This window comes from Rubrivivax albus, from assembly GCF_004016515.1.
GTDB lineage: Bacteria > Pseudomonadota > Gammaproteobacteria > Burkholderiales > Burkholderiaceae_C > Rubrivivax > Rubrivivax albus.
The window spans coordinates 331,268-343,264 of sequence record NZ_SACT01000003.1 but is presented as its reverse complement, the minus strand read 5'-3'; the positions used below and the strand labels follow the sequence as shown (position 1 = coordinate 343,264).

The following is an 11,997-nucleotide window of genomic DNA, read 5'->3' as shown; positions in this document are numbered from 1 at the left end:
CCGTTGGCTGGTCAGCTGCCGGCCTGCAGCGTTGCCAGCGTCTCGACGATGGCGGCGTGCGCGCCGGCCTCCAGCGTGATCGCGATGTGGCCCAGCCCGGGCAGCACGCGCACCGGCCAGCGCTGGCCGGCCTGCGCCACCTCGTCGGCGTAGCGCTCCGGGCGGAAGGCCTCGTCGTTCGCCCCCACCAGCACCGCCACCGGCCGCTGCGCGGCGCGCATCGTCGCCTGGTGGTCGGCCGGGGCCCGAAAGTTGGTGGCCAGCGCGTAGCCGTAGGCCGCGGTGAGCCGCTCGCGCGCGGCTGGGTCCAGTGCGAAGCGCGTCACCGGCAGGTCCTGCAGCGCCTGCGGCAGCGCGCGCCAGAGCCCTAGTCGGTCCAGCAGCATCAGCGCCACCAGGCGCGGCACGCCCACGCGCACCCAGCCACCGCTGTCGGGGCGGTGGGTGGACGCGTCCTGGCCCAGGAAGGGCGACAGCAGCAGGTAGCTCTGGAACAGGCCCTGGCGTGCGCTGCCGGCGATGCGCAGCACGAAACCGCCGCCGGAGGAAAAGCCTGCCAGCGTGGCCGGCGCCGCCGGGCGCAGCGCGGCCATCAGGTCCTCCAGGTCCTCGTCGAGCTGGCCCACGTGGCCGATGCGCCCGCGCTGGCCGGTGGCGCCGTGGCCACGCCAGTCGGGCGCCAGCACGGCCCAGCCGGCGGCGGCCAGCGCGCGCGCCAGCGGGTGCAGGCTCTCGCTGCTGGCCGACGAGCCATGCACCAGCACCACGCTGCCGCGCGGCGCGCCGCCGGCCGGCGCGTAGGCGCGGTAGGCCAGCGCCGCGCCGTCTCGCGCCGGCACCGTCTGCACGGGGGGCAGGCCGCTCATGTCCAGGCTGCGGAAAGGCGCGCCGATGCTGTCCATCGGCGGCGGCGTGGCCGGGCCGCCGAAGGTCAGCGCGGCGCCGAGCAGGGTCAGTGGGATGCCGGCAGAGAGCGCAAGGGCGAGCTTCATCGGGGGGTCAGGAAGTCGGTCACGCGCTGCAGTTCGTCGTCCAGCGCGTTGCGGAAGGCGCGGTCGCGCGGGGCGCGGCCGGCCACGTAGCCCAGGTCGGGCGTCAGCACGCCATCGCGCCAGCCCAGATTGGCCCAGCCGATGACGGCGTCGCGCCACAGCAGCGGCAGCGCGTAGTAGCCGCGCACGCGCTTCGGTGCCGGGGTGTAGGCCTCGAAGCGGTAGGGCCAGCCCCAGAAGACCTCGAAGCGCCGACGGTCCCAGACCAAGGGGTCGAACGGGGCCAGCAGGCGCACGCCGTCGGGCGGCGCGTGCCGCCTGGATGCCGGGTTCTCGCCCGCCGGCCAGAACCAGCGCTGGCCGTCGACCTCGGCCGAAGCCAGGCGCGCCTTCGCGCGCAGCAGCGCGCCGCGGCGGCGCTCGCGCCACTGCGGCGCGGCGGCGGCGCCCACCCACATCACGAACTGGCTCAACGTGGAGGCCGGCAGCGGGGCATAGAGCGCCACGGCGACATCCACCAGGCGGTCCAGTGCGGCATCGGCGGCCGCAGGGTCGTGCGCCGGCCGCACGTGGGCGTCGTGTGCGGCATAGACGCGCGTCCCGCCCTCGCGCCGCGCCACCCGCAGCAGGCCGCGGTAGTGCATGCCGTCCAGCAGCTGCGTGCTGGCGTTGGAACTGCCGCCGAACCAGTTGCGCGCCTTGCCGTGCTGGAAGTGCGCGTCCACCTCGCGCGGGTGAGCCTGGCCGCGCTCGCGCACGAAGGCCTGCACCGCATGCGCCTGCGCCCAGCGCGCCTTCGGCCATGCGGTGCGCGGCGTGCGCGGGTGCATCAGCGCCTGCGTGGCGCGCGGCAGGAAGCCGTAGTTGATGAAGAAGTCTTCCTCCACCGCCAGCCGCGGGTAGCGGCGCTCCAGGTCGCCGGCGCGGTAGTCGCGCACGCGGTGGCGCAGGGTCAGGTCCTGCGCGCGCGCCGGAGCACGGATGGGGTCGGCCTGCACGAAGCCGAGCCGCTCGATGGCGCGGGGCAGCGTCGTCGGGGTGAACAGGCTGCGGGCCAGCGCGTAGCGGCGCAGATCGTCCAGGGTCGGTCCAGGCATGCCGCGACGATACTCGGGGCGTGACCGCCGAGAGCCCCACGTTCGACCTCGATAACTGGCGCCGCCGTCTGCAGGCCTGGCCCGTGGCGGCGCTGCCGGACGACGGCCGCCGCCGCGCGGCGGTGGTGTTGCCGCTGACCGAAGCCGGCTTCGGTGCCGCGCTGGAAGACATGCCGGCGCACGCCGACTGGCAGACCGATGCCGCGCTGCTGCTCACGCGCCGTGCTGCGGGTCTGCGTGCCCATGCCGGGCAATGGGCGCTGCCCGGCGGGCGCATCGATGCGGGCGAGACCGCGGAAGACGCCGCCTTGCGGGAACTGGCGGAGGAGGTGGCGTTGCGGCCCGGCGCAGCCGCCGTGCTCGGCCGGCTGGACGACTACGCCACCCGCTCCGGCTACGTGATCACGCCGGTCGTGGTGGCCGTGGGCGCGGCGCGGGAGGTGCAGCCGAACCCGGCCGAGGTGGCCAGCGTGCATCGTGTGCCGGTCAGCGAGCTGCTGCGCGCCGACGCCCCCATCCTCAACCACGTGGCCGGGGCCGAACACCCGGTGCTGCGCATGCCATTGGGCACCCGCTGGATCGCCGCGCCCACCGCGGCCTTCCTGTACCAGTTCCGCGAGGTGTGCGTGCTCGGCAGGCCCACGCGCGTGGCGCACTTCGACCAGCCGCGCTTCGCGTGGCAGTGACCCCGGGGCGTGACCCCCGCACGGCGTCAGAAGCGATAGCCGAGCCGCAGCTCGGCGCTCCAGCCCCGGTGCTCGACCTCCAGCGTGCCGCCCGGCCCGGTGAGCTTCACCCGCCCGGCGTCGACCCAACGCAGGCCGACGCCGGCGGTCCAGGCGCTGTCGTAGTCCCATTCCAGGCCGACCAGCCCCTGGCGTGCCCCAGCGCTGCCGCTGAACTCCACCGCCTGGCCCGACACGCGCAGGTCGGTGTCCAGCTCCTGCAGCCGGCCGATGCCCAGGCCGAGGTAGGGGCGCAGCGTGGCCGGGCCGACGCGCCAGCGGCCGACGTCCCACAGCAGGTTGGCCATCAGCGCCACCGAGGCATAGTCGGCATCGCCGGGCTGCGGATCGAGGCCGGGCACCGAGGCAGCGTCGACGCCGTTGTTGCGGTACAGCACCTCGCCCTCCAGGCGCCAGGCCGGTGCGAAGCGCCAGCCCACGCTGCCGCCCACCGCCAAGCCCGACCCGAGGGACAGCCGTCCGCCCTGGCCGCCAAGGCGGGTGGACGGGTCGGAAATCTGCGAGGCGCCGCCGAACAGGGTGACGCTCAGGCCGTTGTCGGCGGACGCCGCCGCAGGCGCCCCGGCCAGGGCCAGGGCGATCAGCGCGGCGCCGGCTGCGGGCATGGGGCCGCGGGCGGCCGCGGGCGGGGAAAACTCGGGTGTCTGCATCGTCGATCCTCGTCTGAAGCCCACGCCACCACGGCGCGGGCAGACGTATACTAGACAGTCGCGAAATGAACTGAGACGTATATGCATGAGCGGCAACGGCAATGCATGAACGGCGACATGGCCTTGCCATGGCCGCCCGCGGCTCGGTGGCAGACCAGCGCCGGCGCACAGATCGGCGTGATCGCGGCGGTGCTGGTGTTGGCCCTGGCATGGATGCAGCCGGAAGGCGGCGCCGGCCTCGGTTTCCTGCCCGGGCTGCTGTTCCATGGGCTGCACATCGGCCTGGCCAGTGCCGTGGCGTGGTGGTGCAGCGGCGCCCTGCTGCGCACGGGGCCGGGCCGGCGCGGGTCGCCCTGGCCCTGGCTGGTGCTGGCCGGTGCGGTGGCCGGCATCGTGCTGGCGCCGGTGTCGCTGGCGCTCGAGCAGGTGTTCGGCGTGGCCGAGCTCGACGCCGGCCCGGTACCGGGCAGCCTGATCGGCGCGCTCGTGCTGGAGTGGCAGCAGGTGGTGCCGATCACGGCATTGCTGTGGCCGGCGATGAACCTGCTGGTGGTGTGGCGGCAGCCGCCTGCGGGCGGGCCCGCGGCGCCGCCGGCCCCCGCGCCGGACCCAGGTCCGCCCAACCCGGCGTGCGCCGGCTCCCCGGTGCCGGCCGCGCTGGACACCGCGCGCCCCAGCTTTCTGGACCGCCTGCCGGCCGCGCTCGGGCGTGACGTGGTGTGGCTGCAGGCGCAAGAGCACTACCTGCTGGTGACCACCACCATGGGCCGGCATCTGCTGCTGCAGGCCTTCGGGCCGGCGATGGACGACCTCGCGCGGCTGGGTGTCGACGGCATGCAGACGCACCGGTCGGCTTGGGTGGCCTGGGGCCATGTGCAGCGGCTGGACACGCGGGCCCGCAGCCCCGCGGTCGTGCTGCTGGACGGCACGCGCGTGCCGCTGGGGCGTCGACGGTTGCCCCAGGTGGCCGCGGCCTGGGCCGAACGGGCTGCGAGTGCCGACCCGGCGGCGACAATGGGCGCACCAGAAGGAGAGCCCACATGACGACCACCCCGCCCGTGACCATTGGCACCCCGCTGTCCCCCACCGCCACCCGCGTCATGCTGCTGGGCAGCGGCGAACTGGGCAAGGAAGTGCTGATCGCGCTGCAGCGCCTGGGCGTGGAAACCATCGCCGTGGACCGCTACGACCACGCGCCGGGGCAGCAGGTGGCGCACCACGCGCGCACCATCACGATGAGCGACCCGGCGGCGCTGCGTGCGCTGATCGAGGCCGAGAACCCGGCCCTGGTGGTGCCGGAGATCGAGGCCATCGCCACGCCGGAGCTGCAGACGCTGGAGGCCGAAGGCGTGGTGCGCGTGATCCCCACCGCGCGTGCGGCGCGGCTGACGATGGACCGCGAGGGCATCCGCCGCCTGGCCGCCGAGACCCTGGGCCTGCCGACCAGCCCCTACCAGTTCTGCGACTCGCTGGCCGAGCTGCAGGCGGCGATCGATGGGGGCATCGGCTACCCCTGCATCGTCAAGCCGGTGATGAGCAGTTCCGGCAAGGGCCAGAGCAAGATCGATGGCCCCGCCGATGTTCAGAAGGCCTGGGACTACGCGATGGCTGGCGGCCGCGTCAGCCACGGCCGTGTCATCGTCGAGGGCTTCATCGACTTCGACTACGAGATCACGCTGCTGACGGTGCGCTCGGTGGACGGCACCTCCTTCTGCGCACCCATCGGCCACGTGCAGGTCAGCGGCGACTACGTGGAGAGCTGGCAGCCGCAGCCGATGAGCCCGCTGGCGCTGGAACGTGCGCAGCAGATCGCCCGGGCCATCACCAACGACCTCGGTGGCCACGGACTGTTCGGCGTGGAACTCTTCGTCCAGGGCGACCAGGTCTGGTTCAGCGAGGTCAGCCCGCGCCCGCACGACACCGGCATGGTGACGATGATCACGCAGTGGCAGAACGAGTTCGAGCTGCACGCGCGCGCCATCCTCGGCCTGCCGGTGGACACCAGCCTGCGCAACCCCGGCGCCAGCGCCGTGGTCTACGGCGGCGTGGACGCCGCCGGCATCGTCTTCGACGGCGTGGACGCCGCGCTGGCCGAGCCGGGCACCGAACTGCGGTTGTTCGGCAAGCCGGAGAGCTTCGTCAAGCGGCGCATGGGCGTGGCGCTGGCGCGCGACGAGACCGTGGACGCCGCACGCGACAAGGCCAAGCGCGCCGCGGCAAAGGTGCAGCCGCGGCGCTGAGCCAGCGCTCCGGCAGCGCCGCGGCTGCAGCGGGTGCAGCATGCATATCGGCAATGCCCCCGATTGGCGGACTCAACTGGCCGGACGTCGGTTGAGGGAACAAACTATCGACTCCCCGTGTGCGATTGCCCCAAGGAGACGTCGATGAGCCAAGAAGCCAAGTGCCCCTTCCACGCTGCCGGTGGCGCGCGTGCCACCCACGGCATGCAGTCCAACGCCGACTGGTGGCCCAACCAGCTGAACCTGGCCATCCTGCACCAGCACCAGCCGGTGTCCAACCCGATGGACCGGGACTTCGACTATGCCCACGCCTTCGGCACGCTGGACTACGCGGCGCTGAAGCGGGACCTGGCCGCGCTGATGACCGACAGCCAGGACTGGTGGCCGGCCGACTGGGGCCACTACGGCGGCCTGTTCATCCGCATGGCCTGGCACGCGGCCGGCACCTACCGCACGGCCGATGGCCGAGGCGGCGCCAACACCGGCAACCAGCGTTTTGCGCCCATCAACAGCTGGCCCGACAACGGCAACCTGGACAAGGCGCGTCGCCTGCTGTGGCCCATCAAGCAGAAGTACGGCAACGCCATCTCCTGGGCCGACCTGTTCATCCTGGCCGGCAACGTGGCCATGGAGACCATGGGCTTCAAGACCTTCGGCTTCGCCGGCGGCCGCGAGGACATCTGGGCGCCGGAAGAGGACATCTACTGGGGCGCGGAGACCGAATGGCTGGCCACTAGCGATAAGCCGAACAGCCGTTACAGCGATCCGAAGGGCCAGCGCGACCTCGAGAACCCGCTGGCCGCGGTGCAGATGGGCCTGATCTACGTGAACCCGGAAGGCCCGGACGGCAACCCCGACCCGGTGGCCTCGGGCCGCGACGTGCGCGAGACCTTCGCCCGCATGGCGATGAACGACGTCGAGACCGTGGCCCTGGTGGCCGGCGGTCACACCTTCGGCAAGGCGCACGGCGCGGGCGACCCCAAGCTGGTGGGCCCCGAGCCCGAGGCCGCGCCGATGGAGGCCATGGGCTTCGGCTGGATCAACGCGCATGGCAGCGGCAAGGGCGCGGACACCACCACCAGCGGCATCGAAGGCGCCTGGAAGCCCAACCCGACGACCTGGGACATGGGCTATTTCAAGGTGCTGTTCAAGTACGACTGGGAACTCGTCAAGAGCCCCTCGGGTGCGCACCAGTGGCTGGCCAAGGACGTGGCCGAGGAGGACATGATCCCCGACGCGCACCGGCCCGGCGTGAAGCACCGGCCGATGATGACCACGGCCGACCTGTCGCTGAAGTTCGACCCGGCCTACGAGAAGATCTCGCGCCACTTCCTGGCCCACCCCGAGGAGTTCGCCGACGCGTATGCCCGCGCCTGGTTCAAGCTGACCCACCGCGACATGGGCCCCAAGAGCCGCTACCTGGGCCCGGAAGTGCCGGCCGAGGACCTGATCTGGCAGGACCCGGTGCCCGCCGTCGACCACCCGCTGATCGACGCCAACGACGCCGCCGACCTGAAGGCGCGCGTGCTGGCCAGCGGCCTGGGCGTGAGCGCACTGGTGTCCACGGCCTGGGCGGCCGCTTCCACCTTCCGCGGCAGCGACATGCGCGGCGGTGCCAACGGCGCGCGCATCCGATTGGCGCCGCAGAAGGACTGGGCCGTCAACCAGCCGGCACAGCTGGCCAGGGTGCTGGCGGTGCTGGAAGGCATCCGCAGCAGCTTCAACGCCGGCGCCACCGGTGGCAAGCAGGTGTCGCTGGCCGACCTGATCGTGCTCGCCGGCAACGCCGGAGTCGAGGCCGCAGCCAAGGCGGCGGGGCACGACGTGACCGTGCCCTTCACCCCGGGCCGCACCGACGCCACGCCGGAACAGACCGACGTCGAGTCCTTCGCCGTGCTCGAGCCCCAGGCCGACGGCTTCCGCAACTACCGCAAGGCCGCGTACAGCGTCTCGCCCGAGGCGATGCTGGTCGACAAGGCGCATCTGCTGACGCTGAGCGCGCCGGAGATGACCGTGCTGGTGGGCGGGCTGCGCGTGCTGGGCGCCAACGCCGGGGGCTCGAAGGCCGGCGTGTTCACGCAGCGCCCGGGCCAGCTGACGAACGACTTCTTCGTCCACCTGGTCGACATGGGCACGGCGTGGACGCCCGCCGGCGACAACGCCTACGAAGGCCGCGACCGCAAGACCGGTGCCGTGAAGTGGACGGCCACCCGCGTGGACCTGGCCTTTGGCGCCAACTCGCAGCTGCGCGCGATCAGCGAGGTCTACGCGCAGAGCGACAACGGCGGCAAGTTCGTGCGCGACTTCGTCGCCGCGTGGACCAAGGTGATGAACCTCGACCGCTTCGACCTGAAGGCCTGAGCCGGGACTGGCGTGTTCACCCGGCCGCGGCCTGCACCAGCATGGCCGCGGCCAGGTCCTCCAGCGCCGTGCCCACCGACTTGAACACCGTGCGTTCGTCGGCGGCGCTGCGCCCGTGCACCTCCCCACGTGCCAGCTGCGCCAGCGTGCCGCGCAGGTCGGCGCTCCGCCAGGCGCCGCTGGCCATCGGCGCCAGCAGTTCGCCGGCCTTGACCAGCGCCTCCTCGGTATCCACCCAGACCGATGCGCCACGGAAGCAGGCGTCGTCGGCCTCGCGCATGGCCGGCGTGAAGCTGCCGATCAGGTCCAGGTGACTGCCTGGCGCCAGCCATGCGCCGCGCACCACCGGTGCAGTCGCCAGCGTGGCGCAGCTGACGATGAGTGCATGGCGCGCGGCGTTGGCCAGGTCGGTGGCCACGGTGACGGCGAAGCCGTCGCTGCGCCACCGCGACGCCAGCACCTCGGCAGCCTCGGGGCGGCGTGCCCACACCGTCACGCGTTCGATCGGCCGCACCGCGCGATAGGCTGCCGGCAGCAGCGCGGCCACGCGGCCGGCACCGACCACCAGCATCTCGCGGGCATCGGCCGGCGCCAGCCACGACGCGGCCAGCGCCGATGCTGCCGCGGTGCGCCGGGTGGTGATGGCGTCACCGTCCATCAGCGCCAGCGGCACGCCGGTGATCGCGTCGTGCAGCAGCACGCTGGCGTGCAGGCCAGGCAGGCCGCGCTCTGCGTTGCCGGGTGCGATGTTGATGACCTTGACCGCGTAGTAGCGGCCCGGGTCCCAGGCGCTCATCACCAGTGAAGTGACGGCCGCACCTCCCGCCGGGTCGGCCAGCGTCAGCACCTGGCGCGGCGGCACCTCGGCACCGCTAGCGAAGAGCTCGCGCAGCGCCGGCACCAGACGCTCGAAGGGCGTGGCACGCGCGACGGTGTCGGCGTCGATGACCTGCATGCCGTCAGTGGCGCCTTCGCTGCACCACCGCGCCGGCGCAGCTCATCGGTACGTGGCCAGCAGGATGCTGGTCTCGGTGTGGCGGATGCCCTTGATCAGGCGGATGCGCTCCAGCACCTGCGAGAGCTCGGCGGTGCTGGCGGCGCGCAGTTCGGCCAGCAGGTCCCAGCGGCCGTTGGTGTCGTGCAGTGCCACCAGCCCGGGCTCTCCGCGCAGGTGGGCGACCACGGCGCGCGTCTGGTTGCCTTCCACCTCCACGGCCATCCAGGCCCGGATGCCGCTGTCGGCCGCCTGCTCTGGCCGCAGCGTCACCGTGTAACCGGTGATGATGCCGGCGTCCTCCAGCTTCTGCAGCCGGTGGCGCACGGTGCCGCGCGCCACGCCCAGCTTCTCGGCCAGCACGGCCGCGGGCGTGCGCGCGTCCTGGCGCAGCAGGGCGATCAGGCGCAGGTCGGTGTCGTCCATGGCCCGCATTGTGCGCAGCATGGCGGCGGGGCGGCGCCGGTGTCAGCGCGGCGCGAGGTGGTCCAGGGCGCTGAACCGTGCCGCCGCCTCGATGATCTCGCCGCCGCGCAGCAGACGGTCCTCGCGGAAACGGTCGGCCACCAGCTGCACGCCGGTGGGCACGCCGCCGGCATCCAGCCCCGTGGGCACCGAGAGACCCGGCAGCCCCAGCATCGCCGTGCCCAGCAGCGGGCTCTGTGCGCGCAGCAGCGGCAGCACCTGTTCCGGCGCGCCGACGTCGGCGTCCACCGGGAACGGCCGCTGCCAGCTCACCGGCATCAGCAGCAGCGGCCAGCGCTGCAGGAACAGCGCCCAGTCGCGCGCGATGTCGTGGCGGCGCGCCAGCGCGGCCAGCGTGGCGTCGCGGTCGAGTGCCGGCAGGCCGTGCAGGTAGCCGGCCAGGGCGCTCTGCACGGCGGCGTCGCCGTGGGTCTGGATGGCGGCCTGGCCGCCGCGGCGCAGGTCGTCCATCACCAGCTGGCGCCAGAGGGTGGCGCCTTCCTCGAAGTGCGGCGGCTCGGCTTCCTCGACCACGCAGCCCGCGACCTCCAGCGCGCGTGCGGCCTGCCTCAGTGCCGCGGTCACTGCCGGGTCGGCGTCGTAGGCCGGGTGGCGCAGGAACAGCGCCACGCGCAGCGGCTCGGCGCTGTCGGCGTAACTCAACGGGGCGGGTGTCCACTGCGGGTCCAGCGCCCTCCCCTGCGCCATCACCTGCAGCGCCAGCCGGGCGTCGGCGACGTTGCGCGTCAGTGGGCCCTGCACCGACATCATCTGGTTGCTCGGCAGCCGCGTCGGCGCGCTGGCCTTGTAGGCCGGCACCCGGCCCACCGTGGTGCGCAGGCCCACGACGCCGCAGGCGTACGCCGGGTGGCGGATGGAGCCGCCGTAGTCGTTACCGTGCGCGATGGCGCCCATGCCGGTGGCCACGGCCGCGGCGGCACCGCCGCTGCTGCCGCCGGGCGTGACGCCGGCGTCGAAGGGGTTGAGCGTGCGGCCGTGCAGGTCGTTGTCTGTGAACCAGCGCAGGCTGAAGGCCGGCGTGTTGCTTCGGCCGACGATCACCGCGCCGGCGGCGCGCAGGTGCGCCACCAGCGGCGAATCGCTGGTGGCCACGTTGCCGCGCTGGGCCACGATGCCGTCGGTGGTGGCGTGGCCGGCGGTGTCGACGTTGACCTTCACCGTCACCGGTACGCCGTGCAGCGGCCCGGGGGCCAGACCGGCGGCCAGCGCGCGGTCGGCGGCGTCGGCGGCGGACAGGGCCTCGTCGGCCATCACCTCCGCCAGCGCGTTGACGGCCGGGTTGACGTCGGCGATGCGCGCGAGCGTCTGTTCGGTGGCCTGCCGCGCGCTGCAGTCGCCGGCGCGGATGCGCGCTGCCAGTTCCAGGGCGCCCAGGCGCCAGAGCTCGGTGTCCATGGCGCTGCGCCCCGGGTTCACTGCTGCGGCTGCAGGTTGATCGACTTCGCGATCGCCTGGTAGCGCGCGATCTCGCCCTGGTACACGCGTTCCAGGTCGGCCAGCGACATCGGCGCCACGACCTGGTTGCCCACCTTCTCGAAGGCGGCGCGCGTGGCCGGGTTCTGCATCGCGCCGTACAGCGCCTGGTTGAGCTTGAGCGCCACGTCGTCGGGGGTGCCGCGCGGCACCTGGATGCCGGCCCAGGAATCGAACTCGAAGCCCAGGAGTTTCGGGTGTGCCGCCAGTGCCGCCAGCTGCGGGAAGGCCGGCAGCGGCTGCGCCATGGTCAGGCCGATGGCCTTGAGCTTGCCGTCGGCCACCATGCCCGGCACCGGGCCGGCGAAGATGGTGAACATCAGGTCCACCTGGCCGCCCATCAGGTCGGTCATGGCCGGCGTCGAGCCCTTGTAGGGGATCTGCAGGAATTCGGTGCCGGCCAGTTGCGCAAAGCGCTCGCCCACGAGATGGAACATGCTGCCGCTGCCGGTGTTGCCCATGGCCAGGGGCCGCCCGCCCGGGCGCTGCGCGGCGAGCGCCAGCAGTTCGTCCACGGTGTTCGCGGGCAGGTCCTTGCGCGCCAGCAGCACCATCGGCGCCTTCACCAGCTGCGCCACCATGCGCAGGTCGGTGGGCTTGTACTTCACGCTGGCCAGCGCCAGCGGCGGAATCACGAGCTCCAGCGGGCTGCCCAGCAGCACCGTGTGGCCATCCTTGCCCAGCAGCATCTTCTGAACGCCCATGGCGCCGCCAACGCCACCGACGTTCTCGATGATCAGCGTCTGCCCCAGGGCCTTGGCGGTGTCGTTCTGTACCTGCCGGGCCACGAAGTCTGACGGGCCGCCCGCCGGCCAGGGCACGACCATGGTCACCGGCTTGTCCGGCCAGGCCAGCGCGGCGCCGCTGAAGCTGGCGGTGGCCAGCAGGGCCAGGGTGGCGCGGCGCAGCACGCGGATCGGCGTCGGGGTGGTCATCGTCGGTCTCCTTGAGTGGGGTC

General features: G+C 73.1%; 11 protein-coding genes. 4 read left to right on the top strand and 7 right to left on the bottom strand.

Annotation, left to right across the window (positions count from 1 at the left end):
• Window positions 1-11: 11 nt before the first annotated feature.
• Window positions 12-992, bottom strand: coding sequence for an alpha/beta fold hydrolase (locus ENE75_RS12210; protein ID WP_128198575.1), 981 nt, complete (start codon window positions 990-992; stop codon window positions 12-14).
• A complete protein-coding gene (locus ENE75_RS12205) occupies window positions 989-2,089 on the bottom strand; it encodes a DNA glycosylase AlkZ-like family protein (RefSeq protein ID WP_128198574.1) in 1,101 nt (366 codons plus the stop codon). The genes ENE75_RS12210 and ENE75_RS12205 overlap by 4 nt, the downstream gene beginning before the upstream one ends.
• A gap of 20 nt (window positions 2,090-2,109) precedes the next feature.
• On the opposite strand from ENE75_RS12205, the gene ENE75_RS12200 reads away from it, so the two are divergent.
• Window positions 2,110-2,775 (top strand): NUDIX hydrolase, encoded by a 666-nt coding sequence (locus ENE75_RS12200; protein ID WP_310733632.1) that lies wholly within the window; start codon window positions 2,110-2,112, stop codon window positions 2,773-2,775.
• Between the two features lie 26 nt (window positions 2,776-2,801).
• Here the strand turns inward: ENE75_RS12200 and ENE75_RS24855 are convergent, their stop codons facing one another.
• On the bottom strand, window positions 2,802-3,485 hold the full coding sequence (locus ENE75_RS24855) for an outer membrane protein (RefSeq protein ID WP_158288928.1): 684 nt from the start codon (window positions 3,483-3,485) through the stop codon (window positions 2,802-2,804).
• Between the two features lie 117 nt (window positions 3,486-3,602).
• Between ENE75_RS24855 and ENE75_RS12190 the strand changes: the two genes are divergently transcribed.
• From ENE75_RS12190 to katG, 3 genes are all read left to right on the top strand, one after another.
• Window positions 3,603-4,529 carry a LytTR family DNA-binding domain-containing protein gene (locus ENE75_RS12190; RefSeq protein ID WP_158288927.1) on the top strand — a complete coding sequence of 309 codons (927 nt, stop codon included), beginning with the start codon at window positions 3,603-3,605 and terminating at the stop codon, window positions 4,527-4,529.
• Window positions 4,526-5,725 carry a formate-dependent phosphoribosylglycinamide formyltransferase gene (gene purT, locus ENE75_RS12185; protein ID WP_128198572.1) on the top strand — a complete coding sequence of 400 codons (1,200 nt, stop codon included), beginning with the start codon at window positions 4,526-4,528 and terminating at the stop codon, window positions 5,723-5,725. The genes ENE75_RS12190 and purT overlap by 4 nt, the downstream gene beginning before the upstream one ends.
• Before the next feature lie 144 nt (window positions 5,726-5,869).
• On the top strand, window positions 5,870-8,086 hold the full coding sequence (gene katG / locus ENE75_RS12180) for a catalase/peroxidase HPI (RefSeq protein ID WP_128198571.1): 2,217 nt from the start codon (window positions 5,870-5,872) through the stop codon (window positions 8,084-8,086).
• 16 nt (window positions 8,087-8,102) lie between these two features.
• On the opposite strand, the gene lhpI is transcribed toward katG, so the two are convergent.
• Genes lhpI through ENE75_RS12160 form a run of 4 tightly spaced genes read right to left on the bottom strand, consistent with a single transcriptional unit; the run spans window position 8,103 to window position 11,974 of the window.
• Window positions 8,103-9,041, bottom strand: a complete 939-nt coding sequence (gene lhpI / locus ENE75_RS12175; RefSeq protein ID WP_128198570.1) for a bifunctional Delta(1)-pyrroline-2-carboxylate/Delta(1)-piperideine-2-carboxylate reductase — start codon at window positions 9,039-9,041, stop codon at window positions 8,103-8,105.
• A gap of 42 nt (window positions 9,042-9,083) precedes the next feature.
• Window positions 9,084-9,506: an Lrp/AsnC family transcriptional regulator gene (locus tag ENE75_RS12170; RefSeq protein WP_128198569.1), complete on the bottom strand. Its 423-nt coding sequence runs from the start codon at window positions 9,504-9,506 to the stop codon at window positions 9,084-9,086.
• A gap of 42 nt (window positions 9,507-9,548) precedes the next feature.
• Window positions 9,549-10,961 (bottom strand): amidase, encoded by a 1,413-nt coding sequence (locus tag ENE75_RS12165; RefSeq protein WP_128198568.1) that lies wholly within the window; start codon window positions 10,959-10,961, stop codon window positions 9,549-9,551.
• 17 nt (window positions 10,962-10,978) lie between these two features.
• Window positions 10,979-11,974 carry a Bug family tripartite tricarboxylate transporter substrate binding protein gene (locus tag ENE75_RS12160; protein ID WP_128198567.1) on the bottom strand — a complete coding sequence of 332 codons (996 nt, stop codon included), beginning with the start codon at window positions 11,972-11,974 and terminating at the stop codon, window positions 10,979-10,981.
• Between the last annotated feature and the right edge of the window lie 23 nt (window positions 11,975-11,997).

Bases quoted from the DNA above. Each gene is read 5' to 3' on its own strand.
- ENE75_RS12210 (WP_128198575.1), bottom strand. From the start codon at position 992: ATGAAGCTCGCCCTTGCGCTCTCTGCCGGCATCCCACTGACCCTGCTC.
- ENE75_RS12205 (WP_128198574.1), bottom strand. From the start codon at position 2,089: ATGCCTGGACCGACCCTGGACGATCTGCGCCGCTACGCGCTGGCCCGC.
- ENE75_RS24855 (WP_158288928.1), bottom strand. From the start codon at position 3,485: ATGCAGACACCCGAGTTTTCCCCGCCCGCGGCCGCCCGCGGCCCCATG.
- ENE75_RS12190 (WP_158288927.1), top strand. From the start codon at position 3,603: ATGGCCTTGCCATGGCCGCCCGCGGCTCGGTGGCAGACCAGCGCCGGC.
- purT (WP_128198572.1), top strand. From the start codon at position 4,526: ATGACGACCACCCCGCCCGTGACCATTGGCACCCCGCTGTCCCCCACC.
- katG (WP_128198571.1), top strand. From the start codon at position 5,870: ATGAGCCAAGAAGCCAAGTGCCCCTTCCACGCTGCCGGTGGCGCGCGT.
- lhpI (WP_128198570.1), bottom strand. From the start codon at position 9,041: ATGCAGGTCATCGACGCCGACACCGTCGCGCGTGCCACGCCCTTCGAG.
- ENE75_RS12170 (WP_128198569.1), bottom strand. From the start codon at position 9,506: ATGGACGACACCGACCTGCGCCTGATCGCCCTGCTGCGCCAGGACGCG.
- ENE75_RS12165 (WP_128198568.1), bottom strand. From the start codon at position 10,961: ATGGACACCGAGCTCTGGCGCCTGGGCGCCCTGGAACTGGCAGCGCGC.
- ENE75_RS12160 (WP_128198567.1), bottom strand. From the start codon at position 11,974: ATGACCACCCCGACGCCGATCCGCGTGCTGCGCCGCGCCACCCTGGCC.